Source organism: Psychrobacter pacificensis, from assembly GCF_018336615.1.
GTDB classification, from domain to species: Bacteria; Pseudomonadota; Gammaproteobacteria; order Pseudomonadales; family Moraxellaceae; genus Psychrobacter; species Psychrobacter pacificensis.
This window is the reverse complement of the sequence record NZ_CP048752.1, coordinates 1,084,051-1,109,876: the sequence shown is the minus strand read 5'-3', so window position 1 is coordinate 1,109,876 and position 25,826 is coordinate 1,084,051. Positions and strand designations below refer to the sequence as shown.

The window sequence follows — 25,826 nt, the reverse complement described above, 5'->3', positions numbered from 1 at the left end:
TTTTAATAATTCAACTGTATTTCATATTAAGGTAGTTTTTAGCACTATATACAATTAAGGCTGAGCATAATTATATGCTCAGCCTCAACAATCATACACAGTATATCTAAAATATTAAACGCTTAACGCATTTTTGCATTGCCTTCTTCTTGGGGCAAAAACCCATCAAGGCTCATGCTAGAGCCAATGCCTGCACCCAATTGTACCGCAAAGCGATCCATAAACATTTGGAACGGATCGGTTGGGCTATAGCTGATGATCGTATCAAGATCCAATTGTTTACTGAGGCTTGTGATACTGCCCGTTTTGTCTGCCAAACCTAACTCGATAGATTGCTCACCGGTCCAAAACAGTCCTGAAAACAGTTTGTTTTGTTCAGGATTTTTCAAGCGATCACCGCGGCCTTCTTTGACGGCATTGATGAAATGCTTGTGCGTATTAGCAAGCACACCTTCGACATGTTTTTCTTCGTAGTCAGTCAATGGGCGCGACAAACTCAAGATGTCTTTGTACTCACCCGCAGTGATAGTACGATCTTCTACGCCGACCTTGTCCATTAGGCCCTTGACATTGTAACTTGGCATAATGACACCGATAGAACCAACCAAGCTCGATGGATTAACATAGATCTCATCTGCGGCAGAGGCGATATAATAAGCACCTGAAGCACCAATATCACCGATAACAGCATAAAGCTTTTTATCTGGGTATTCTTTACGCAGATCCATCATAGTCTGCCAAATTTCATCAGACTGTACCGGTGAGCCACCAGGTGAGTTAATATCTAACGCCACCGCTTTAGAGTTACTATTTGCAAAAGCGTCTGTCAATGCCTCATTGACATCGTAAGCGTTGGCCACGTCATCATTACTGATCACACCTTGCAGCTCAACCACTGCCAAATGCGGCGAGCTAGTATCAACGGCATCCATACCTGTTGGCGAACCACTACATCCGCGACCTATGGTCAAAAATATCAATAATATATAACCAAAGGTCAACAGTTTAAAGAAAATACTCCAGCGACGAGCACGGCGCTGCTCAACCACACTAGCTAATAAGGTGTTTTCCAGTACTTTCCACTCTTGTCCGCTCGGCGCGTTTGGTTGCTGCATTGGCGTTGGCTGATTTGCCGAATTATCAGGACGTTTGTTTGGGTCTGGTGGCCAGTTGGGCATATAACTTCCTAAGTCAGAAACAATCTAAAACAATAAAAAGATGATACTGATAATGACCGCAAAAGATAAATATCTTATCGTCACATCACTTATCGGTATGAATAAGCTGGTAAGTATGGTGGTATTTCGATAATGGTTCAATAGTATAACTGTGAAATATCACCATATTGTAACACTGCGAGTATAAGCAATATTTTTAAGGACTCATCGCTTCTGCGTCAACACCGTTGTCCATTATATTCAGCGATAAAGACGCTTCTAAAGGTTTGTCATCGTAGGTGATAATATCATTGATGCTTTGACGACTTATGACATCAGTTGTCATCTGTGATGCACTATGACCAAGCCATGTGATATTTTTAAACCTCATGCTGTCGTTATTCGAATCAGCTGAACATAATAATGACCACATCTGCCAAACGCGTGGATGGGTATCAGTGTCTAAAACAAGCCGTGATAGAGACGAGTTTTTGTGATCCGTATCTAACTGGTTATCTGCTATTTTCGTTTGAGAGTTTACAGATAATGACTTTAGCGGATCGGCTGCGTTGTATCTTAGAACTTGTATAGGTACGCTGCTATCAATCGCAATTGTACAGTCCCACACGCTAGTATCACCTATCTCGCTCCAGCCTGTCATTGCTTGGATGGATAAATCACCACTAGCCACCTGCCATGTTTTGCCTTGCTCGCATCCTTGCGCACTGATATTCGTCTTACCTTTAGACTGAGCTGCTATTTTAGAGGCTTGCTGGAATGCAGACCAACGCTCGGAGCGTCCCGCTTGCCAATATTGACTGACAGGTAGCTGCTGATTTAACTGCGCAACTGCCAGCGGTAATAACTCAGAATTTTTGGCGCTAACGACCATATTTTGCTCACTGGCATTCAACGTGTCAGTCAGTACAGTGCTACTGCTCTGCACTATGATGCCTTCTAGTTTATCAACTGACAAACTGCCCAGTTGCTGCTCTAAAGATACAGATAGTTTATCCGCTGTGAGATTGCTTGGCATGGTCTGTGTTGCGGTTGGTCTATGATCGGCCAAAAATAGCCAGCTGGTATTGTCTTTCGCAAGTGAAGATCTATCCTTACTGTTACTAACGCTTTGGTTATGTAAAGGGAATTGTAGCAAGGCTGCACTGATATAGGGATCACCCGTTGGCAAAATATATAACGTCGGTACTGTTACAAGTGACTGCTGATTGGCATACACCGTCATCATTAACAGCGTCAGTGGAGGCAGTGCCAACCAGCGACTGAGCAGCCCTCTTGGCAAAAGCCAAGGTACTATACTTAACAACACCATGAGCAATATCGCCATATTAACTGGCGTATACAACCATGCGTCTGTTAATGCTGGTAATGATGTCAGCCAACCAATCAACTCATGTAGATTGCCGACGATGGCACTTACTAAAGACCAAATGCTGTCAGCTATCGTGGGTGATAACAGGTAAAAAAGCCCTGCTAACAGATTGAGCGGTACAATCACCCACCCAAACAGCCCAATCGCAAATAAATTGACAATAAGTCCCCACAATGATGCTTTACCAAATAAGAGCAGCGTAATAGGCAATAACGTCAGAAACAACCAAAACTGTAGCTTGAACATACGCCGTCCAGCTCGCAGAGCATGATAGAGCACTCTATTGCCCTTACTCCTATGCTCGTCGTACGATGATCTCAAAGCCTCTGTAGTACGCTGATACGAGGTATCTTCGTATTTGAGCAACAGCGCCACTGCGATGAAGGACAACCAATACCCTGCCTGCCACAATACATACGGATCTTGCCATGCCATCAAGACAGCTAATGCCAACAACACACGCATGGTACTGATAGGTAGCAATATCAATCTTACCAAGCCGATAGCCAGTAGCATCCACGCCGTACGTGCAGCAGGCACATCAAAACCTGTAAATAGTGCATAGATAAAAGCAGCACCAATCATTACCCACCAACGCACTTGCCAGCGTGGCATATAGCGATAAACCACTGGGCACAGTCGATTGACTAGCAACACAACGGCGCCGCCCAATACAATGGCTAAAAACAGTACATGTGTCCCTGATATTGCAAGCAAATGCGAGATACCCGCCAGTTGATATAGGTCCTTGGTGTCGCGATTGATCAAGCTACGGTCACCTGTGAGCAAACTCAATGTGACAGCTCTGGCCTGCTGCTCTGCTGTGGTTTGTGCAGGCCAATCTCTATAGAAATGATCTCTTAATTGCCAACGTCCTATATCAATACGAGTACGAAATCGCTGGAAATAAGAGTCAGACGTCGATGCTTGTTGTAAAGCTTCATCGTTATTGCTTTTGCTGACAGAGAGCGGACTAACTGCCAGTATATTTGCCACACCATCAATGTGTCGACCTCGCAACCAGCGATAACCATCAAAACCAGACGGGTTGCTTATTGCTTGCTTGGAGGTAGACAATGGTACCAGTGCCAAGCTCATAAATAGCTCATCGCCTGGCTGCAAATCATTTAAATTTGAGAACGAGTCATTATTTGATGTGTTTTTTGGATAGGCATTGAGCAATACTCGGTATTCGATATGATTATTGGGTTTTTTTTCAAAATTGTCACTATAGCTTTTATTTAGGCTATTATTTTCTTCCTTCGAATAATTCCTTGTACTATCTGCCAAATCTTGGGGAGTCAACTCAGCGACTAATGGCATTAAATGTTTGACCACTGCTACTTGTCGATAGCCGCTATCTGTACTGGCATCATATACACTGTCACTTATCCCTTCGATACGAACGAGTGCTTGTACACGTATAGAGTCAGTAATTTTGGTCGTTTCGGCTTGCTGATGTGCAACTAGCGCTTGTAGCGCGCTACCCACGACCAACGCAATGGCTAATAGACCAAATAAGAAGTATTTGCTAAAAAGTGACAATTTAACATCATTAGGTGAGCTGACAGAACGCGTTTTATTGGTACTTTGAGTATTTACTGAAGGGCTATTAAGTTGAGTAGCACTAAGCAGAATAATAGCAAATATGACAAGCAACCAAAGCAAACCTGTGGCGCTGACCACATTCAATAAAGGCATGTCGATCGGCATCGCCACATTATCTGCAACTGCCAACACACCCATCATAGCAATAATTACCAGGCTACCAACTAACCAATACACCCGCACTCCTTGCTTGATGAGCAAAATATTATAATGCAGCTAACGCCAGTTATTGATGATAATAAGGCGCCAGAGTAGCCATTTTTATCGACATTTTAGAAGCGACTGAAGCATCGTATCTGTGAGGCAATAGCATTTATATTTATATTACCCTATACTGATGAGGCATATTAAAATGATGGCTTTCTACCATCACCACTCTATGTATTCTCATCGGTATTTTTTATCCATAATATTACTTTATACCAGCCCATCAATACAATTGAGCGGACTGTCGTTAACGATTAAAGGCGATACTGTGCCCCACAAACGTCTAAAAGACCTGCTTCCTACACCGGAAAAAATCCTAGAAAGTCGCACCCTAAAACTGTTCGCCCCGCATTTGGCAGATCCTCGGTTATGGCACTTCAACCGTCATAGCTTAAATAAAGCAGTCTATATTGGCGTGCTTAGCGCATTTTTTCCACTGCCAGGACAGATGTTGCTGGCTTTGATTGGCTCACTTATTTTTCGAGCCAATGTACCTATGGCTCTCGGTCTAACGTGGATTACCAATCCAGTCACCAGCTTGCCTATCTTTTATGCTGGGTATTATATCGGTGCAAAAATCATTGATGCACCAGTGATCAGTTTGCGCTTTATCGGCAGAATGATTGCTGATTTTAGCTTATGGGCATTATCAGATGGCGCCAACCCTTTTATTACTTATAAGGGCACTGTATCGCTTACAGCATTTTGTATAGGGCTAACGATTTTAGCGATTATAACCAGCATCGTTTGTGGACTTGCTTTTAAAGCGATTTGGCGTTACAAGACGGTCGTGAGTTGGCAAAAACGTCAGCAAAAACCTGATGATAAATCGCCTAAATATTAATACCGTTTAACATCATTAAACGGTATTAATATTAAACAGTACAACGTCAGCGTCTGAAGCAAGAGCTATCACTCTTCTTTGGTTCTTTCTATGGCATCTATAAGCTTATCCGTAAAATCTTTATCCATAGAGACGATCTCAATAACCTCGTCGTTTTTACAGAGCGTATAACGCTTACCTGTCGCGCTGTCTTGAACCTTTAAATCATAGTCAACCCCAGCCAAAGTGATCGCATCAAACACGGGTGTGATAAGATCCTTTTGTTCTTGTCTATCGATGGTGTCAAACAAGGTTGGATCGATATAAGGCTTTAACGGCTCATCGCCTTCTTCAGCACTGCCAAAAGCGGCGATTGGATTGTCATCTTTGTTCATTATTCGGAGACCTATAAAATAGACATAGCAGCTAGTTAATCAAGCTTCTATATCTTTTGCTATGAGATATTTACTTGATAATACAACAATATATTTCGTTAGGACAACCCTTATAAGTGCTAATTTATGACACTTATATTCATCTGAAAATCTCAACATATATAGACGTTAATACTGTTCCCAATGACCATTACGTAGCAATAATTGACGATCAGCAAGCGCCGCCAAGTTGCGATCATGTGTCACCATCAAAAGTGCTGTTTGCATAGTGCTTTGTAGCTCTGATAGCAATCCAAAGACACTTTGCGCATTGTCATAATCCAAGTTACCAGTTGGCTCATCCGCCAAGATAAGCGAAGGCTTGGTAACTAGTGCGCGCGCAATCGCCACGCGCTGACGCTCACCACCTGATAGCTCACCCGGTCTGTGCATCAACCGATGATTTAGACCGACGTTTTCGAGAATCTCAATCGCTTGCTTGCGAGCGTCAGTTGTTGATACTTCTGGACGCATCAGTAAAGGCATCGCAACATTCTCGACTGCGGTAAACTCTGCTAGCAAATGGTGAAACTGATAAATGAAACCCAAATGCTTGTTGCGCATCGCGCCGCGTTCGGTCTCATTCATGCTATTTAATAACTGACCATGTAACCAGACTTCACCACTCGTGGGCGTGTCTAAACCACCAAGCAAATGTAGCAAGGTACTTTTTCCTGAACCACTGGTCCCGACAATAGCAATGCGCTCACCAGCATGAACTGTCAGATCAAGGCCCGTCAATACTTGCGTACTAACGGCTCCCTCATCATATATTTTATTGATATTGGTCGCCTTTAAAATGGCAGACATAGCGCTTCCTTTATTTTATTTATGTCGATATTTATGCGATTGAATTACTCATAACGTAGTGTCTGGGCAGGCTGAATTTTAGCCGCTCGGCGTGCTGGATAAATCGTTGCCAAAAAGCTCAATATAAATGAGGCACCTGTAATGAATACCACGTCGAGTAAACGCAACTCTGACGGCAAATAATTCACAAAATAAGCATCAAACAGATTCAAATTAAAGACTTGATTAATAAAGCCTAAAATATCACTGACGGTGAGTGCGAATATCACACCCAATATCGTACCAGCAACGGTACCGATCACACCGATGACCACGCCTTGTACCATAAAGACTTGGGTAATCAAACGAGGAGACGCACCAAAGGTCTTTAGAATGGCAATATCTGCTTTTTTGTCAGTGACGAGCATCACAAGACTTGAGACAATGTTGAAAGCGGCAACTAAGATGATTAAAAATAGTAGCAAACCAACCATGGCTTTTTCCATCTGAATTGCACCAAATAGATTGCCGTGCGTCTGCGTCCAATCATTGGGGAACAACTGCTGAGGAGAAATAGCAGCGGCTTTTTCTGCGGCAATCGGCGCAGTAAAGATATCATTGAGCTTCATGCGCACGCCTTGCGCCCCTTCTGGCAGACGCAGCAGTTTTGCTGCATCACCCATCGGGATGAACGCCATCAGACTGTCTACCTCTGGGCTGATGGTAAAAATACCTGTCAAAGTAAAGCGCTTAAACCGCGGTATCACACCGGCTGGCGATGGCGAGGCTTCTGGCAGCACTAGAGTTACTTTGTCCCCTATCTGTAAACCCAGAGACTGCACCATCTCTTCACCCAATACGATGCTAAAGTCACCACTTTGCAAGGTATCAATACTGCCCTCGACCATATGATCATTAATGATAGAGACGTTTTTTTCGTATTCAGGCTCGACGCCAGTCACCATAATCCCGGCGACCTGACCGTTTGATGTCAGCATCCCTTGCAATTGGATAAAGGGGGCGACATCTGATACTTCTGGATCTTCCTTAATCTTATCAGCGAGCTGCTCCCAATCACCGATAATCTCAGTTGAGACCACGGTGGCTTGCGGCACCATGCCCAAAATACGGGTTTTTAATTCTCGATCAAAACCATTCATGACCGATAGCACCGTAATCAATACGGCAACCCCAAGCGTCAGACCAATCATTGAAATCAGGGATATAAAGGAGATAAAGCCATTACTACGCTCTGCTCGGGTATATCGTAAGCCGATAAATAACGCTAAAGGACGAAACATATTCAAACTCTTTATCTTATCTACGTGCGACTTTATATAGGTTGCATCACGAGCAGTAGTAAATGCATCATACAGCTGCTACTACTCACATATAAATCAAACACAAAACAGGAGATCAGACGAGCCGAGGACAGCCGTCAAAAGGGAGCTAGTTTGACACAATTTAGCCAATATGTGCCAGTCATTAGCCGATACTAAGAGTATTTTTTACCAAAAAACTGGGTTTTGTTATTATTTTTTATAGAGGCCTTGCTATTAGATGTTTCAATACCTATATATTATATGCTAAAGACAATTGTCATTAACCCTCATTGTGGTTTGTTCACTCTTTGCTGGTAATGTCGCTGACATCATAAACCAGTTATTTGAAATACTGAATGGTACGTAAGTAACCGTCGCACTACAGTATTAGACACAAACCCCACGCTGACTTAATTTTGAGTATTTTCATGACCATAAATTATCAATATAAAAACATTCAAACTCCCACCAAGATCACACTGACCGATGAGCAGTCTGCAGGTCATGGCGATCATTGGCGTATTTTGACCGATGATATGAGCAATGATGTGCCAGAGTGGCTACAAAAAATGATTGAAGTGGCGGCAATGCCTAAAGGCCTGAACAACAACGTCAGTGCAAAAGACAGCTGTTTGTTGTTATCAGAAGACAAGCCCTGCCATATCAATCAAGTACTTGCAATGAAAGACGGTAAGCCTGAGCGCTTCATCAATGCTTATCCTTGTGTTGATAGTCCTTATGGGCTTGACTGTAAAATCGAGCGCGTCATTGTTAATGACAACTCACACGATGCGGTATTACGCTTACGCACGGCTGATGGCAGCATTATTTATGCGTTTGATCAGCTCTATACCACCAACCGTCACTTATATCAGCGCGATACGTCTTATTTCGTTAACTTTAGCGCATGGGCGCACGAGATTAAGCTCAGTGAGCAAAACGAAGTCATCATGGTAGAAGACCAAGAATCTATCCGCTATCACCGTGCGTTTAACGATATCGTCGCGGCTAATGACGGAAAAATTCCAGACGATCTGCAAGCGCAAATCAGTGAATGGAAACCTGAAACCGAAGAACAAATGGCACCGGTCGAAATCAACTTAGGACACATGTGTGCTTATTTATTTGGCGATACTTTAGGGCAAGAAGATGAGGCTTGGTGTCAAGGTCAAGTGCTTGGCAAACAAGAAACGATATTTAACGATAAATCTGTCATTTTGTTTGATGTAGTGACATTACGTGAGCAGGATGCAGATCCCTTTGTCGTACGTATTGGTGCGCTTAATACGCCAGAGACCGCCAGCATTAAAGTGCATGACTATGTACAAGCCAATGTCTGGTTGCAGGCAGCGATATATAAAGAGAATCAGCAAGCGTCGGCGCAGTCTAAAGCCAGCTAGTTACTGAATATAACAGCCTATTGTATTACGTGTTATGCCTAGTTTTTTACACAATAAAAAGCCCCTAAATAAATAGGGGCTTTTGTATATCTGAGTGAATCGTATATCAATGGCTTGAGTACAAACCACTCTATATAAGATCTACGCCATCGTCGTCATTGATTTGATACGCTTATACAACTCTTTTTGCTCAGCGCTTGGACGAGCAGTCTGTACTGCCATCAATTGTGACATATCCCCTTCAACGCGAATTTTACCGCTCATGAAAGCACCCATAATTTGATTGGTGTCAAAATCAGTGATGATAGACTGTAGAATGCTACGATCTAATAATAAAGTCGTCGTGCCGTTACTATTTAGACCACGATGTAATAAACCATCGGCAAAGTTGGCTTCGATGTCTTTGTCAGTATCAGATACTTTTAGGTTAACAATCATATTAGCAAGTGCTGGTGGTAGGTTTAACTCACCTGCTTCACTGCCCATTTTCTCCACTTGCTCAAACCATTCATCTGTCAAAAAAACTGCCATATTATTATCCTTAATGGGTGTTTTGTTGGGTTAACGCTGCTATTTTACGCATTAACCTGACTAGCAAATTATTAAAATGCTTGTTATTAATAGACCACAAGTATGCGGACATTAAATATGTTCAGGCTCATTATAAGGGGCGACTTGATGAGAAGTAAAACCTATTTTTGCCGCTAGTGGTACGATTGTTACAAAATTCCTTTCGAATATCACAATTATATTTAGCAACGTTTGTCTTAGTTTGATGCAAACACGCATCTAGAATAGTGACGAAATTGTGTATAAAATAAGCAAGTAGCGCAATAATAATAAGTTGCTCGCTATCATTTATACCAAAGAGTTTGTATTTTGCCGCATAGTTCTGATGATATTTGATTAGGATTGCGTTACAATACCCTTAAACAGAGTCGGGAGTTTTAACCAAACATTACATAAACATGTTTTTTGTCAGCCGCCGCTAGCATACATCTATGGTCAGTGCGTTTTTATAGCCCTATAGATATGGGTATCTATCTTCATTAGTACAGATTTTTTCGTAATAATTAAGATATATATTTAGCCTCATAAGATGTTTGATGCTCAAAAACGGCGCGTCTTTTTATTTATCTTGATGATGTATTAACAATCGTACTATCGATTGGCTGTAAACAAGGTGCACGAAGCGCCTCATTTTATCCATCAGTATCAACTGACATAAAATCAAAGCCTAAATTGATAGTTAATAAGATTATGGTGATAAAAGGTCAAAAAACATTATGTACCGTAGCTATTGTAGGTTTATAAGTTTTTATAATATCTATAATGCGGACTGTTGGTTAATTCTGTTGATAATTCGGGCTGTAAAGGAATCATCCAATGAGTTTACAAAACACAGCAGTCGCCCCAGTTGACCGTGAGTATGAAATTACTATCGTAAGATTTTTTACGATCATGGCTGTCGTTTGGGGCATCGTCGGCATGAGTCTTGGTGTGTTCATTGCTTCACAGTTAGCATGGCCATCACTCAACTTTGACATTCCATGGCTGACCTTTAGTCATTTAAGACCACTGCACACCAATGCGGTGATTTTTGCGTTCGGTGGCTGTGCCTTGTTCGCAACGTCTTACTATATCGTTCAGCGTACCTGCAAGACGCGCTTATTTGCGCCATATTTGGCTTGGTTTACCTTTTGGGGTTGGCAAGCAGTGATTGTTTCTGCTGTTATTACCCTTCCTCTAGGTTTGACGTCAAGTAAAGAGTACGCTGAGCTTGAGTGGCCTATCGATATCTTAATTGCTTTGGTATGGATCTCTTATGCCATCGTATTTTTTGGTACACTCATCAAACGCAAAACCTCACATATTTATGTGGCTAACTGGTTCTTTGCCGCCTTCATTATTACGATTGCACTACTACACATCGTAAACAGCATGGCTATTCCTGTTAGTGCGTTCAAATCTTACTCGCTATTTGGCGGTGCAACTGATGCCATGGTCCAGTGGTGGTACGGGCATAACGCGGTAGGTTTTTACTTAACGGCAGCTTTCCTTGGCATGATGTATTACTTCGTTCCAGTACAGATTGGTCGTCCTATCTACTCTTATCGCTTGTCTATCGTTCACTTTTGGGCATTGATTGCTTCCTATATGTGGGCTGGTGGTCACCATTTGCATTATTCAGCGCTTCCTGATTGGACGCAGTCATTGGCAATGGTATTCTCCATCATTCTATTTGCACCCTCTTGGGGTGGTATGATTAACGGTGTACTCACGCTATCAGGTAGTTGGGATAAGCTACGTACCGATCCGATCATTCGCTTTATGATTGTGGCGTTGTCGTTCTACGCGATGTCGACGTTCGAAGGCCCAATGATGTCAATCAAGACAGTAAATGCTTTATCGCATAACACTGACTGGACAGTTGGTCACGTACACTCAGGCGCACTTGGCTGGGTTGGTATGATTACGATTGGTTCGCTATATGTGCTGTTACCACGTGTCTATAACAAACCCAAAATGTACTCTATCAGCTTAATCACCACGCATTTTTGGCTGGCGACTGCAGGAACGATTTTCTATATCGTGTCTATGTGGATCTCAGGTATCGGCCAAGGCATGATGTGGCTTGCTACTAACCCAGACGGTACTTTGGTATATAGCTTCGTTGATACTGTTGAATTCTCGCATTTCCCATATATTGGCCGAGCTTTTGGTGGCTTCTTATATGTATCGGGTATGTTTGTTATGGCTTATAACTGCTATAAAACACTCAAAATGCCAGAAGGTAAGCCTGTAGATGTCGCTGATCCAACGGATCATGAACCTAGTGTCGAAAAACCTTCGACAGCTAACGTATAAGGAGCGATCATGGCTGGTACACCGCATGAAATTATTGAAAAAAATACAGGCTTGTTAGTCATTGGCATCGTCATTGCTATCAGTTTTGCAACGCTAGTTGAAATCGTGCCTTTGATTTATAACAACGACAGTCCTGAAGAAGGCGGTTTGAACAAGCCCCTTCCCGCTATGGAGCCTTGGACTGCGCTTGAATTTGAAGGTCGTGATATTTATATCCGTGAAGGATGTCACGTTTGTCATACGCAAATGGTTCGCCCACTACGTGCAGAAGTTGAACGTTATGGACCATACTCACGTGCCGCTGAGTCTACGTGGGATCACCCGTTTTTATGGGGATCGAAACGTACTGGACCAGACTTAGCACGTGTTGGTGGCCGTTATTCTGAAGATTGGCAAAAGCAGCATCTAATCAATCCACGTTCGCTAGTGCCTGAGTCAGTCATGCCAGGTTTCCCGTGGTTGGCCGAGAACGAAGTCGATGGTGAGAACATTCAAGCTAAAATGCGTCTATTCCGTGATCGCTTCGGTGTGCCTTATACTGAAGAAGATATCGAAGGTGCTCCAGATGCCGTACTTGGCGCCACTGAGCTTGATGCTTTGGTTGCCTATCTACAGCAGTTAGGTACCGCAATGGAAGGACAGCGCTAATGGGTATTGGTGAATTACAAACAATTGCGACCGTTTCTGCCTTTATTGCCTTCGTAGGCGTTGCATGGTGGGCGTATTCGCCAAAAAACAAAAAACGCTTCGAAGAAGATGCACAACTTGCGCTTGATGACGAGGATATTAGATCTCTGTCTGAAGAGCAGCGCAATAAGGATAAATGATGACATTTTTTTGGAGTTCTTGGATTACGCTAATCAGTTTTGGTTGTTGGGCGTTCATTCTTGGCGTTCTGCTGTTTGTATTAAAATACAAGCCAGAGGTTGAAGAAGACGGTACCACTGGTCATGAATACGATGGTATCCGAGAATACGATAAACCACTTCCTAAATGGTGGTTAGTGATATTTTTTGGCTCAATCGTCTGGGGCGTGGTTTACTGGGTGTTTTTCCCAGCCATGCTTCCGGGAAACTGGAACGGTCTTGCAACCATAAAAGTCGATGGTGAAGATGTACCATGGACTTCTAAAAACGAGCTGTTCAGTGAGCTTGAGAGCAACAACAAAGTATTTACAGATAACTTTGAAAAGAATATCTTGGTTAAAGCAGATGCAGCAGGCGCAACCGCGACACTAGCGACGCTAAACGAGCTACAAGCGACCATGCGTCGCAGTGACAATCCACCAGCGGATCTACAGGCACAAATCGATGAGAAGGTCACAGAACTTGCGCCTTATGTCGAAAAACTGTCTGAAAATCCAAATGCTTTAAAAGTTGGTAGCCGTTTGTTCTTACAGAACTGTGCAGTATGTCATGGCTCGAATGCTAAGGGTGCCCCAGGCTATCCTAATTTGACTGACAATGATTGGTTGTATGGTGGTAAAGCCGGTAACATCTTGACCACGCTACACAATGGTCGTGTTGGTGGTATGGCAGCATGGCGTGATCAGCTTGGTGAAGACGGCATACGTGCGGTCGCTGAATATGTCTTATCACTATCAGGCAACCAAAATGACTATGATCTTGATCAAACGAAAGTTGCTCAAGGTAAAGTTATTTTTCATGAGCCGACCAACTGCGTTCTTTGTCATGGACCAGATGGTAAAGGTATGATTTCAGCTGGCGCACCGAATTTGACGGATAATATCTGGTTATATGGTGGTGATCGCGAGACCATTCGTGAAACGCTACGTTATGGCCGCGCAGGTGTAATGCCTCAGTGGGAAACGAAGCTAGGTAATGAGCGTATCATGCTACTTGCCGCTTACGTCTACTCACTATCGGACAAAACTGGCAAAGCACCTGAAACTGCGATGGCAAATACTGCAGCGACTCAGCCAGTAGCGACCAAAGAAGCTACTGCTAACTAAGACACTATTGCCGTACTGTACATGGATGAGATTTAATAAAGGGAGGACTGTCAGTACAGTTCTCCTTTTTTCGTTTATTTTTGCAGAATTTACCTAATAGTCGCTATCACAGATACTTCTCAGTAGACATTATTATGATCTATAGTGATTGCTTTTTACGATTATTACCCCATTGTTAGTATGGAGAATGTTAGAATAGCTGTTTTCCAAATGGCTAACGAGCCAGACTGATGATGTCTTAGCTCGATCTAATTACCCACTTATAATCAATTATTTAGTAAGTGTACTAGAGGACTTTTATTCAAGTCGCTATCCATTATTTACTGACATTGATAACATCATACATTCATATACTTCACGACGAGAGGTATTTGTTCATCATGCCAGCAGACTGATTCTTTTTTAAAGAGGCACGTTTATGTCAGCACAGCAATCATCCAATAAAATTCCCGTACGACAAGTCGATCTTGATGCCACCAAGCATCGGGTACATCCGAGGTTTGTGACAGGGTTTTATCAAAATATTCGTGTCATCACGATGTATGCCCTTTTGGCCGCTTTTTTAATTTTACCGTGGCTGCGTTATAATGGCAGACAAGCAATATGGTTTGATGTTCCCTCACAGCATTACTATATTTTTGGTTTGACTTTTTTGACTCAAGATTTTTATTTTATTGCCGCATTTGCCATTATTGCAGCGTTTACTTTGTTTATGGTGACTGTATATGCTGGCCGCGTTTGGTGTGGTTATGCTTGTCCACAAACCATCTGGACGCATCTCTACCAGTACGTTGAAAAATGGGTCATTGGTGATCGCAATAAGCGCATGAAGTTTGATAAATCGCCTATGAGCGCGAGTAAAGTGTTCAAGCGAACGGTAGTCTATGCGATTTGGTTTGTACTTTCTGTGATTACAGCAGCAACCTTTGTCAGTTATGTGGCAGGTACAGATTCGCTTTATCATAGCTGGCAGACCGTGGGACTGATTCCTTTTCCTGACTGGCCAACATGGGTATGGATATCGATGTTTATCTTTACCTTTGCCACTTATGCCAATGCAGGTTATATGCGTGAGCAGATGTGTGTACAGATTTGTCCTTATGGCCGCTTCCAAAGTGTGATGTTTGATAAAGATACGCTGATTGTCTCTTACGACTATGAGCGTGGTGAGCCACGCGGCGCGCGTAAAAAAGGCACACACCCTGAAGAGCTGGGTGACTGTATCGAATGTACCATGTGTGTGCAGGTCTGCCCCACTGGTATCGATATTCGTGATGGCTTGCAAGTTGCCTGTATTCAGTGCGCCGCCTGTATTGATGCCTGCAACGAAATCATGGACAAAGTCGGCTATCCACGCGGGCTGATTCGTTATACAACCGAGCGTCAGCTGGTCGAAAAAGAACCGAGCCGTGTATTTCGTCCACGATTATTTGCTTATTTGGCGCTATTGGCAGTGCTATGTGGCGGGGTTATCTATGCGTTGACAGACCGCGTGCCGCTAGAGATTGATATCCGCCGTGATCGTAACCAGTTATCATCTATCAATACCCAAGGCATGATTGAGAACAGCTATATCGTCAAGCTAACCAACAAAACCCAAGAGCCACACAATTATAAAATAACGCTCGCACCGCAAGAGGGTCTGAGTTTAGAGCTGCGCTTCAACGATGTACCCTTAGAAGCAGGCGAAAGCTTCGATATGCCTGTCAGTATTTACGGTGACCCTGATGTGATTGAATTTGGTCAAACGCCAGTGACGTTAAATGTGACCAGTGAAGACGGTAAGTACAAAGTCAGTAAGCAAAACGTCTTTACGACTCAAGGTCAGTAATTCATCACTGAACTGATTATTTAGTTTCCTTTATGTCATTCGGTAGTCAGCGACTTTGAGAGTCAAAGGCTATCGGGTGAATGATTTATGGTTAAACTGGCAGCAGGTAGCCGTCAAATTGTCCGTTGATACCATTTGTCGATATCTGATAAGCAGATCTTTGATAAATAAGTATCTGATGAATAGGTATTTTATGTCTAATCCAGCACCGAATTTTAAACATCAAGATACTCAGCCATGGTACAAGAATTACATGGTTATGATTTTTGTGATTGGCATGCCAGCTGCGGTCGTGATCGCTTGTATCTGGTTTGTCTACTACTCTTACCAGATCCGCGACAGCGTGGTACGTGACGACTGGTATATGGATGGCAAGACGCTCTATCACGACGTATCACGTGACAAGCTTGCTTATGACTTGGACTTGCATGGCAAAATGCAATTTGCGGATAATGGCGATGTTGTGTTTTATCTCAATTATCCTGAGCAAAGTGTGCAGTCAGGCAAGCTATTGAACGGCCAGCCACTTACTTATCCCGATACGCTTAATCTTTCAATCTCGCATGCCACCGATATCAAAAAAGACCGTGACGTCGTGCTAAAGCATGTTGAAGGCAATAAATACAGCGCCCAAGTAAATCTTGATTCGGTAAAAGCCAAATATTACCTGCAAGTGAATAACGATGGCAAGGACGATTGGCGTATGCAAGATGTCGCCAAGCTTCCGCGCTCAGAGGTTAGCTTTAAACCTTTACCTGTCTTTGCTAAAAGTTAATATTATTAAGCTATGCCCTAATATCTACATTTAAAAAACCAGCCTTTTCTTTATGAATGGCTGGTTTTTTATGGGTTACTCGATCAGTATTCGCTCATGAGATGCTAAATAAGTGGGTTAATTGTTGGAATTTTCTGAGGTGTAGTTCTACTTGTTACAGCATTGTCTGATTCTGTTGCATACGGCTTATCGCTAGCAAACTTAGGATTGAACGTTTGCGTCTTTGGTGATACCGGCAAACCAATCTCAGCCAGACTGTCGGTCTGCCCTGATTGAATATTATCCCCTTCAAACAAACGCTCGTCGTTATCACGATCAAGACTGAGTGTCTCAAAGTCAAACAACTCACGATCCGCTAACTGTGATGGCGCTACGTTTTGCATTGCCTTAAAGATAGACGCCAAACGCTGCGGATGAGCGTCATCCCATTCGCGTAGCATGTCATTGATAATGGCACGTTGTAGATTGGTCTGGCTGCCACACAGATTACAAGGAATAATCGGGAATTCTTTTAATTTGGCATACTCGATGATGTCTTTTTCTTCGACATACGCCAATGGACGAATCAGCAGGTTTTGCTTGTCATCACTCAGCAGTTTAGGCGGCATTGATTTGAGCGCGCCGCCATGAAATAAATTCAAGAAGAAAGTCGCCAGCATGTCATCGCGATGATGACCCAAGGCGATTTTGGTCGCACCAATCTGCTTAGCAAAACCATACAACGAACCACGGCGCAGACGTGAACACGCTGAGCAATAGGTCTTGCCTTCTGGCACCACACTTTTGACAATACTATACGTGTCTTTTTCCAAGATATAATGGGCAATGCCCTGCTCGTTTAGATAAGCAGGCAGAATATCTTCAGGATAGCCGGGCTGCTTTTGGTCAAGATTGACTGCGACGATATCGAAATGAATGGGGGCGATACGTTTTAGTAGGAGCAAAATATCCAGCAAGGTATAGCTGTCTTTACCGCCCGAGACACAGACCATCACCACATCACCGTCTTCAATCATATTAAAATCACGAATGGCCCAAGAGACTTGGCGACGAAGCTTCTTTTGTAGCTTACGAAAAGCCGCAGATTCAGTAGGCGATTGTGAGTCAGTAGACTGTTCATCAACGATATCTTCATTGCTACCCTCTTCAGCATCAGCCTCTAAAACATAACGATTAAAGTCTGATTCATTAGATATATCGTCAGAGTGAGAAGGGATGTTTGGCGTAAATAAGGTTGCTGCGGTCATAAGTTACTCAATATCTTTATAAGGATGATTTTACTATAAAGTAGTTTGCGATAAAGCAAGATCAATGAGGTAGGGTTATCGATGCTTTAAAAGCGGCAATTATAACAAATATTGCTAACAGATTGAAAAGATGACAGTAATACGCACTTTATTTTTATTGCAATACTGCTTAGCATGGCTTTGTCACTTTAGTGATACGTGATTGGTCGCTTCGTGGTTCTGTAATAGCCGTATTTTTGCTAAAATAGCCGTTTTCGTAAACCAATAATAGATAACACTATGACTAACGTTACTTTGCAGAATCCCTCAATGAATCAAGCGTCCAACAGCAACGATACTCCTCACAAAAACCAAAATGCCGTGGTGCTTTTATCAGGTGGTCTCGATTCGGTGACGTGTTTGTATTGGGCAAAGGCGCGCTATGCCTCGGTGACAGCGGTTAGCTTTGACTATGGGCAACGTCATAATAGTGAGCTTGTTGCAGCAAAGACTATCGCTGAGACAGCAGGCGTCAACCACAGAATTATCGACATTGATATCGCCCAGCTTGGTGGCTCATCACTCACCGATCACAGCATGATTGTACCAGACGGCGATACCGACAAATTCCCTAGCAAGAAGCACGATGAGATCGATAACGATGCCATTCCGAATACTTATGTGCCTGCGCGCAATACGATCTTTTTGTCTTATGCGCTAGCCGTCGCTGAAGTGACTGATGCCAATCATATCGTCATTGGGGTCAGCTCAGTCGATTACTCTGGCTATCCCGATTGCCGTCCAGAGTATATCGAAGCATTTGAGCACATGGCCAATCTGGCGACAAAAGCGGGCGTTACCGGTCATCGCTTGTCTATCCAAACCCCACTACAAAAGCTGTCCAAAGCTCAAACTATTGAGCTTGGTCTATCATTGGGCGTTGATTATGGACAAACGATTTCTTGTTATCGTGCCGATGCAAACGGACTTGCTTGCGGCGTTTGTGATAGCTGTGCGCTACGTCGCCAAGGCTTTGCTCAAGCTGGCGTCACTGACCCTACTCATTACCAAGCTGGATAGAGATACTGACTTTTTATCAAACAGCGGCATCAATCAACATTAGCGAAACATTCGCTTGCATTAACACAGCACGTCGACATTGTATTTTAATCAATATACTTGCTATGGTATGGACAATCATTTTTGCCAATTGAATAGATTACATGTGATATAGGTTACATGAGATATCACCAATGATTCAGTCACTCACATATCAGTGATCCAGCTGTCTGTTGATTATAAAATCACATTGAATACCATAGTCAAAAATTGACACTACCTGTAAGAGGATATTTATGAAGTTATTGCCATTACTCCCCCTAGCCTTAGCGGCCGCGTTCGCAATGCCGCAGGCGAATGCTACTGATATTAAGCAAAGTAATATCAACTCATGCGTCGATGGCGCAGTTAAATATAAAGTCGCTAGTAAAAGTGATGCGACAAAGTTATGTAAGTGCACTATCGGTGTGCGTAGCAACATGACGATTGGTCAGATGTGGGAGATCGAAAGCTACGCAAAAGACAAAAAAGACCCTTCAAGCTTGCCTTATGTCAAAACCATGCAAAAAGACCTGCAGCAGTGCACAGTCGGCTTAGACTTGAAGCAGCCGCAAAAGCCTGCTTAATTACTATTCGTTTGATATACAAAAGACTGGCCATTGCCAGTCTTTTTTGTTACCAATGGATAAGCAAAGTGTAAAACTGATTATTTATTGCTACCAATCTGCCTATAATAAGAAGACGATAAATAAAACCCTATCTAAACCATCAAAAAAACCAATATACATAACCAAAATCAATAAGGATTTTACCATGGCAAAACCAACAACAGAAACGATCAACCTACCCGACTTTCCAGTGACCATCGTACGCAAACTTGCCGGAAACTTTATCCATGCTGAGATTAGTCTCAAAGAGATGGTTGCCAATACCGACAAAGGTCTTATTCTCTATTTTTATCCTAAAGACAATACACCAGGCTGTACCACACAAGCGACGGAGTTCACGGCGCATATCCACGACTTTGACGACTTAGGCTATGACATCGTTGGCGTCTCTCGTGACAGCGTTGACTCACATGAGAAGTTCATCGATAAATACGACTTACAGATCCCACTTGTCAGTGACACTGATGAAAAACTATGCCAGTATTTTGAAGTCATTAAAGAGAAAAACATGTACGGCAATATTACTTTGGGACTGGTGAGATCAGCATTTGTATTTGATAAAGAAGGCAAGCTGACCCACGCACAGCGTAACCTACGTGCCAAAGATTACACCAGTCGTCTACTCAGCATATTGGCACCATAACCTGATCGTTATAACAGAGTACATTTTTGCCGCAAAAACGATAAAACGCGCGAATATAAGGCTCTGAGTCACCGGTCAACACATACGCTTATAATCCCTTCTTACTAGAGAATCATATGAATAAACAGTCTGGTACTACTACTGATAAGGCACCGCAAAAAATCACGCGCAACGTCTCTGTTGCCGTTATCGGTGCAGGCACGGCTGGTCAAAATGCCTTTCGCCAAGCAAGTAAAACTAAAGACGATGTCGTCATTATCAACGAAGGGTTTTGGACCACTACCTGTGTCGCTGTCGGCTGTATGCCTAGCAAACTGCTGATTGCAGCCGCTGATCGTGCACATGATACCAATCATTCGGCTGAGTTTGGGGTTCATGCAACTGCGCAAATAGATGGCAAGCAAGTGATGCAGCGCGTGCGTGATGAGCGCAGTCATTTTGCAAGCTACATAAAAAAACAAGTAGATAGCTGGCCTGATCACAAAAAAATCGATGGGCGTGCTCATATCAATGAGCAAGGGTTAATCGAGGTTAATGATGAGCTCATTGCCGCAGAGCAAATCATTGTGGCAACTGGCAGCTCACCTTTTATACCTGACGGTTGGGCTGACAAACTGGGTGACACGATGCTCACCTCTGATAACGTGTTTGAGCTTACAGACTTACCCAACTCTATGGCCGTCGTCGGTGCTGGCGCCATTGGTCTAGAACTTGCACAAGCATTTACGCGCTTGGGCGTAGAGGTTACGCTACTCAACCGAGTCAAACAAGTTGCTGGTCTCAAGGATAATGACATCAACCAAAAAGCCATCGAGTGCTTAAGTCATGAGCTTACCATGCACTTGGGAAGCAAGATTACTGATGTGGGTCAAAAAGTAAATAAAGACACTCAAACTGCGTTTATTGAATATGAAGACAGTGCTGGTGAGTCAAGACAATGGCAAGGCGACTGTGTCTTGGTCGCGACTGGTCGCCGCAACAACATCAAGCAGTTGGGTGTCGAACACTTAGGCGTTGAGCTTGATGACAAAAACCGCCCGAAAAACTTGAGTAAAAAAACAGGGCAAATTGGCGATTCAGATATCTATATCGTTGGAGACGCCAATGCTCACATTCCTCTACTGCATGTAGCGAGTGATGAGGGCTATAGTGCTGGCAACATGGTCTGTGAAAATACCGAAGATGCTTATATTCGCCCGCCCGCCACCCCATTTTCTATCGTATTTTGTTCACCGCAAATCGTCAATGTCGGAATGTCTCTACCCGAGATTCAAGAAGACCCTGAGCTGGAATTTGTGATTGGTCGCGTCAGTTTTGACAACCAAGGGCGCAGCCGTGTGATGGGCGTTAATTGTGGTCTGCTACATATCTATGCCTGCAAAAAAACCGACAGAATATTAGGCGCGAGCATGGTGGGCCCTGATGCTGAGTATATCGGTCATATATTAGCCACAGCGATTACCAATGACTTGAGCATTAAAGAGATGCTTGACACGCCTTTTTATCATCCTACGATATTAGAAGGACTGCGTACAGCACTCCGTGATGTGCAGGACAAAATGGAGATACCCTATCAATCTCAAGACGCGCAAGAAGACAATTTTTAATTTACAGTTAGGCCTTGCTCTAAAAAATAGAGTTAGGCTTAGTCATCACTCATGCTATATTTGATTGACTAGACAACTTGAGGTGACGCTTAACCAGACACCTTATTTATCAAACCTTGTATAAACACACCCTGCATGGACGAAAAAATGCCAATCGCTAGTGTTACCGACTTTTTTAAAGAAATCATTCGTGACCTGCATACTAGCCTCTACCTTGCGCTTGGCGGCTCTATCGATGAAGAGACACTCAACTGGTCTTCTCAAGCAGTAGAGCTTGCTAGCACTGGCATAAAGATCCTAATACTGCTTGCGGTATTGGGATTTTTTTATTGGTTGGCCAATTATATTCTTAGACAAAGTAAAACTAAGATTCGCTTAAACGATCGCCGTACCAAGATTGCCCGCTCAACGCTACGTTACGTTTGGATTGTCGCCAGTCTGATAGCGATCATGAGTCAAATAAATTTTGAACCAGAAACCATCAAGGCGACAGCAAAAGCAAGTACGTGGGCTGGTATCTACTACGTACTGTGGGCGTCGTCTGGTCAGATTATTCATAAAGTCCTACAGCATTATGGACTCAATGCCTCGATAGAGCAGCTGCTCAAAAATATCTTGTCGGTGCTCCTATTGGTACTTGGGCTTGCCAGCGTGATGGCACAATTTGGTTTTGATATCGTATCGTTAGTTGCAGGTTTGGGTATTGTCGGCTTAGCTGTCGGTTTCGCTGCTCAATCGACGCTTGCCAACTTTATCGCCGGTATCACTATTTTGCTGGAGCAGTCGTTTCAAGTTGGGGACTGGATTCATATCAATGATAATGAGGGACGCGTGGTGCTTATTGCCTTGCGCACTACCCATATCCTAACTCGAGACAATATTACTGTTATTATTCCAAACTCTAATGTCGCCTCCTCAGAAGTGATTAACTTAACCTCCAAAAACTTTATACGTTTTGATATTCGCGTGCGTATTGCCTTCGAAAATGATATTGAGCTTGCACGCAAAGAGATTTTGCAAGTACTCAGCAATACCGATGCAGTACTCAATCGTCCTGAGACCTCAGCGACCGTGGCCGAAATCGGAGAGTATGGCGTATTTTTTATCGTGCGTTTTTGGGTCAAGCCAGCAGCCGTGGCACGTATACCCAAAATCAAAGAAGTGCTACAAGAAGAGATAAAAATTGCCTTTGATGCGGCCAATATCTCAACGCCTTATCCACATATGCGCCTGCTCATGCCAAAAGACGTCGACTACCCTATCGCGACTAAACCTTTTGCAACCACCACTCAAGTTGTATCAGGAAAGGGATCATTGGCAAAGAATAAGTAGCTGACTTATGTTCATGTATTTAGTAGACTTCTTGCATAAGTCATCGTCAGCCCTTGTAACTCCGTCAGTGGAAGTCAATGAACTGGTACTTTTGCAAGAGATCTAGTTATCGCACCTTAAACCTATCGCACCTTAAACATAGCCACTTTGAACCATCCTACCGTGAATTATGGTAAAATTACTGGTTAAAACATCTATTTTATTATTTGCCTCTTTTGTCAATTTAGCCCACAGGTACCCGTATGACCGAACAAACCGCAGCTGCACCCTCTTCCACATTGTCGCTTGATCTTATCATTACTTGTGCCGATGGGCTTGAGGCACCGCTGCAGACTGAGCTGACAAGTTTCGGTATTGATAGCGAAATCAAGAGTACTGGTCGTCTTGCCGTCACGGGTGATTTACGCGACTTGTATACCATCTGCCTTTGGTCACGTGTGGCTTCGCGGGTATTGATGCTCATCAAACGCAAAAACATCAATGCAGAATACGATATTGCAGAGCAGCTATATGGTTTGGCAAAATCCGTCAATTGGACTGAGCAGTTTAGCTTAGAGCAAACCTTTGCCATCCGTCTGTCTGTCGATAAGCGCGTTGCCGTCAGCCAGCAGTTTGCCATGTTACGGGTCAAAGACGCCATTGCGGACACCTTCAACGAAGTGTACGACAGCCGTCCGAATGTCGATAGCAAAAACCCAGATTTTTCTATCTTTGCGACCGTCAATGACAAACAGGCCGAGCTGTATTTAGATTTATCAGGGACCAGTTTGCATCGCCGTGGTTATCGCGTGGCTATGACAGAAGCCCCATTAAAAGAAAACTTGGCAGCTGCCCTACTCTATAGCGCTGGTTGGCACAAGAAAAACGAAGCAGGCGATGCACCTTACTATAATGCGTTAATAGACCCAATGTGTGGCTCTGGTACCTTCCTTATCGAAGCTCTACTCATGCACTGTGATTATGCTGTAGGTATCGACAAAGCGGCCAATCAATTTGGCTTCTATGAGTGGCAGCATCATGACGAGACGCTATGGCAGGAGATGATTGAGGATGCACAGACACGTTTTCGCGAAGCATTAGAGATTGCCAATGAGCAACCAGATACGCTGCCGCTTGTGTTGGGTTTTGATGCTGATAATGGCGCGATTATCGCAACCGAAAAAAACCTCATCGCGGCAGGACTTCAAGATTTGCTTCCGCTACTAGACATCGAACAGCGTGCGCTTGATCAACTTGGTAGCGCCCTAAAACCGCTCGTGGATGACGGTCGCTTGAGTAATCCTTTAATCATTACCAACCCGCCTTATGGTGAGCGTTTGGGTGATGAAGAAATGATTAAGCCACTGTATCAAGCCATTGGCCTGATTATACAAGACAGCTTCGCTGGCAGCGGTATCGATCCAATGCTTGGCATATTGGCCGCTCGTGTCGAGCAAGTAGATATCCTACCGATTAAAGAACCAAAAACGTTACGCTGTCATAATGGCGCGATCACCGTCTATTTCCGCTACGGAACGCTTATCGCTGGACAGACAGGCAATCTTGTCAGCCGTTTTGAAAAGCGTGAGATCGACGTAGAAGACGGACAAGACTTTATTAATCGTCTACAAAAAAATCTAAGCAAACTCAAAAAACTGGCCAAAAAAGACAATGTCAGTAACATTCGTGTCTACGATGCCGACTTGCCTGACTTTAAGGTTGCTATCGATTTATACGGCGATTATGCCCACGTGCAAGAGTATGCACCGCCTAAGACTATTCCACCTGAAACAGCCAAAAAACGCTTTAATCTCGCACTGATGGGTATCCGTGAAGTGTTTGATATTAACCGTGAGCAAATCTTTATCAAAACGCGTGCCCGTCAGTCTGGCAATGATCAGTATAGTAAACAGAGCACCACAGAAAAACGCGGCAAGTTTCATGTCGCCCGCGAAGATGGGGCGTATTTTTATGTCAACTTTACCGACTATCTCGATACGGGGCTTTTCATTGATCACCGTAATATGCGCGCACGGATCAAAAGCAACAGCCACGGCAAATCTGTACTTAACCTGTTTGCTTATACTTGTACCGCCAGTGTGCATGCAGCGCTTGCTGGTGCCAAAAAAGTCACGAGCGTTGATTTGTCACAGAACTACCTAGATTGGGGCAAACAAAACTTTGCCTTGAACGGTCTAGACGTCAGCCGCAATAAATATCAGTTCGTTGCTGCCGATATTTTTGAGTGGATCAAGGACAATACCGAGCAGTTTGATATTATCTTTATTGATCCACCGACGTTCTCAAACTCGAAGAAGTTCCAAGGCACCTTTGATGTGCAGCGTGATCATGCAGCTCTGATCAATCGGGCCATGAACCGCTTAACCTCTGATGGCGTCTTGTATTTTTCTAATAACTTCACTCGCTTTGAGCTAGATGAGCAGTTAGTCGAGCGCTACGATATTATTCATATCACCCAAAAGACGATCGGCTTTGATTTTAATATCAAAAAACCTATTCATCAAAGCTTTGAGATTCGTCATCGTCAGAGTCTATAGATAAGCATTTATGAGTGAGCAATGCTGCTATACTGGCAAATGCCATGAACAAGGTAGCTATAATGAGTAACGTAACTGCCTGAAACTTAAGTTTTTTGCCCAATGTATATAAAATATAACCATGACCCAATCGGCTTTGATTGGGTCATTTTTTGTTGTTATGATAGAGCATTACTAG

21 protein-coding genes are annotated in these 25,826 nt (G+C 43.3%); 14 read left to right on the top strand and 7 right to left on the bottom strand.

All coding sequences use genetic code 11. From position 1 onward, the window contains the following. Nucleotides 1-122: 122 nt before the first annotated feature. Complete coding sequence (gene sppA / locus GYK50_RS04815; protein ID WP_071001891.1) at nucleotides 123-1,178, bottom strand: signal peptide peptidase SppA; 1,056 nt, start codon at nucleotides 1,176-1,178, stop codon at nucleotides 123-125. A 196-nt stretch (nucleotides 1,179-1,374) separates the two neighbouring features. After that, a complete protein-coding gene (locus GYK50_RS04810; protein ID WP_420070475.1) occupies nucleotides 1,375-4,332 on the bottom strand; it encodes a ComEC/Rec2 family competence protein in 2,958 nt (985 codons plus the stop codon). Between the two features lie 298 nt (nucleotides 4,333-4,630). Between GYK50_RS04810 and GYK50_RS04805 the strand changes: the two genes are divergently transcribed. Next, nucleotides 4,631-5,206, top strand: a complete 576-nt coding sequence (locus GYK50_RS04805) for a DUF2062 domain-containing protein (RefSeq protein ID WP_223335218.1) — start codon at nucleotides 4,631-4,633, stop codon at nucleotides 5,204-5,206. Nucleotides 5,207-5,274: 68 nt separating this feature from the next. Here the strand turns inward: GYK50_RS04805 and GYK50_RS04800 are convergent, their stop codons facing one another. From GYK50_RS04800 to GYK50_RS04790, 3 genes are all read right to left on the bottom strand, one after another. After that, complete coding sequence (locus GYK50_RS04800) at nucleotides 5,275-5,580, bottom strand: hypothetical protein (protein ID WP_058024771.1); 306 nt, start codon at nucleotides 5,578-5,580, stop codon at nucleotides 5,275-5,277. A gap of 168 nt (nucleotides 5,581-5,748) precedes the next feature. Continuing rightward, a complete protein-coding gene (gene lolD, locus GYK50_RS04795; RefSeq protein WP_093068124.1) occupies nucleotides 5,749-6,429 on the bottom strand; it encodes a lipoprotein-releasing ABC transporter ATP-binding protein LolD in 681 nt (226 codons plus the stop codon). Nucleotides 6,430-6,473: 44 nt separating this feature from the next. Continuing rightward, entirely contained in the window at nucleotides 6,474-7,709 is a 1,236-nt protein-coding gene (locus tag GYK50_RS04790) for a lipoprotein-releasing ABC transporter permease subunit (protein ID WP_071001894.1), read from the bottom strand. A gap of 449 nt (nucleotides 7,710-8,158) precedes the next feature. Here GYK50_RS04790 and GYK50_RS04785 point away from each other — a divergent pair, with 449 nt between their 5' ends. Beyond that, nucleotides 8,159-9,130, top strand: a complete 972-nt coding sequence (locus GYK50_RS04785; RefSeq protein ID WP_212564367.1) for a hypothetical protein — start codon at nucleotides 8,159-8,161, stop codon at nucleotides 9,128-9,130. A 141-nt stretch (nucleotides 9,131-9,271) separates the two neighbouring features. Here the strand turns inward: GYK50_RS04785 and GYK50_RS04780 are convergent, their stop codons facing one another. Beyond that, entirely contained in the window at nucleotides 9,272-9,661 is a 390-nt protein-coding gene (locus tag GYK50_RS04780) for an SCP-2 sterol transfer family protein (RefSeq protein ID WP_071001896.1), read from the bottom strand. Nucleotides 9,662-10,516: 855 nt separating this feature from the next. On the opposite strand from GYK50_RS04780, the gene ccoN reads away from it, so the two are divergent. The 6 genes from ccoN (at nucleotide 10,517) to GYK50_RS04750 (ending at nucleotide 16,576) form a co-directional block, all read left to right on the top strand. After that, entirely contained in the window at nucleotides 10,517-11,998 is a 1,482-nt protein-coding gene (gene ccoN / locus GYK50_RS04775; protein WP_071001897.1) for a cytochrome-c oxidase, cbb3-type subunit I, read from the top strand. Nucleotides 11,999-12,007: 9 nt separating this feature from the next. After that, complete coding sequence (gene ccoO, locus GYK50_RS04770; protein ID WP_071001898.1) at nucleotides 12,008-12,646, top strand: cytochrome-c oxidase, cbb3-type subunit II; 639 nt, start codon at nucleotides 12,008-12,010, stop codon at nucleotides 12,644-12,646. Beyond that, nucleotides 12,646-12,825: a CcoQ/FixQ family Cbb3-type cytochrome c oxidase assembly chaperone gene (locus tag GYK50_RS04765; protein WP_058024764.1), complete on the top strand. Its 180-nt coding sequence runs from the start codon at nucleotides 12,646-12,648 to the stop codon at nucleotides 12,823-12,825. Before ccoO ends, GYK50_RS04765 begins: the two co-directional genes overlap by 1 nt. Continuing rightward, nucleotides 12,825-13,970: a cytochrome-c oxidase, cbb3-type subunit III gene (ccoP, locus tag GYK50_RS04760; protein ID WP_071001899.1), complete on the top strand. Its 1,146-nt coding sequence runs from the start codon at nucleotides 12,825-12,827 to the stop codon at nucleotides 13,968-13,970. Before GYK50_RS04765 ends, ccoP begins: the two co-directional genes overlap by 1 nt. Before the next feature lie 418 nt (nucleotides 13,971-14,388). Beyond that, nucleotides 14,389-15,801, top strand: coding sequence for a cytochrome c oxidase accessory protein CcoG (gene ccoG, locus GYK50_RS04755; protein ID WP_071001900.1), 1,413 nt, complete (start codon nucleotides 14,389-14,391; stop codon nucleotides 15,799-15,801). 193 nt (nucleotides 15,802-15,994) lie between these two features. After that, nucleotides 15,995-16,576 carry a FixH family protein gene (locus GYK50_RS04750; RefSeq protein ID WP_058024761.1) on the top strand — a complete coding sequence of 194 codons (582 nt, stop codon included), beginning with the start codon at nucleotides 15,995-15,997 and terminating at the stop codon, nucleotides 16,574-16,576. 104 nt (nucleotides 16,577-16,680) lie between these two features. Here the strand turns inward: GYK50_RS04750 and ttcA are convergent, their stop codons facing one another. Continuing rightward, nucleotides 16,681-17,823: a tRNA 2-thiocytidine(32) synthetase TtcA gene (gene ttcA / locus GYK50_RS04745; RefSeq protein WP_071001901.1), complete on the bottom strand. Its 1,143-nt coding sequence runs from the start codon at nucleotides 17,821-17,823 to the stop codon at nucleotides 16,681-16,683. Between the two features lie 309 nt (nucleotides 17,824-18,132). On the opposite strand from ttcA, the gene queC reads away from it, so the two are divergent. The 6 genes from queC (at nucleotide 18,133) to rlmKL (ending at nucleotide 25,648) form a co-directional block, all read left to right on the top strand. Continuing rightward, entirely contained in the window at nucleotides 18,133-18,882 is a 750-nt protein-coding gene (gene queC, locus GYK50_RS04740; RefSeq protein ID WP_197496773.1) for a 7-cyano-7-deazaguanine synthase QueC, read from the top strand. Nucleotides 18,883-19,157: 275 nt separating this feature from the next. Then, nucleotides 19,158-19,487: a hypothetical protein gene (locus GYK50_RS04735; protein WP_071001903.1), complete on the top strand. Its 330-nt coding sequence runs from the start codon at nucleotides 19,158-19,160 to the stop codon at nucleotides 19,485-19,487. 187 nt (nucleotides 19,488-19,674) lie between these two features. Beyond that, nucleotides 19,675-20,172, top strand: a complete 498-nt coding sequence (locus GYK50_RS04730) for a redoxin domain-containing protein (protein ID WP_212564366.1) — start codon at nucleotides 19,675-19,677, stop codon at nucleotides 20,170-20,172. 116 nt (nucleotides 20,173-20,288) lie between these two features. Further along, entirely contained in the window at nucleotides 20,289-21,779 is a 1,491-nt protein-coding gene (locus GYK50_RS04725) for a dihydrolipoyl dehydrogenase (RefSeq protein ID WP_071001905.1), read from the top strand. 147 nt (nucleotides 21,780-21,926) lie between these two features. After that, a complete protein-coding gene (locus GYK50_RS04720) occupies nucleotides 21,927-23,111 on the top strand; it encodes a mechanosensitive ion channel family protein (RefSeq protein WP_340050056.1) in 1,185 nt (394 codons plus the stop codon). 242 nt (nucleotides 23,112-23,353) lie between these two features. Beyond that, nucleotides 23,354-25,648 (top strand): bifunctional 23S rRNA (guanine(2069)-N(7))-methyltransferase RlmK/23S rRNA (guanine(2445)-N(2))-methyltransferase RlmL, encoded by a 2,295-nt coding sequence (gene rlmKL / locus GYK50_RS04715; RefSeq protein ID WP_071001907.1) that lies wholly within the window; start codon nucleotides 23,354-23,356, stop codon nucleotides 25,646-25,648. Nucleotides 25,649-25,826 lie beyond the last annotated feature (178 nt).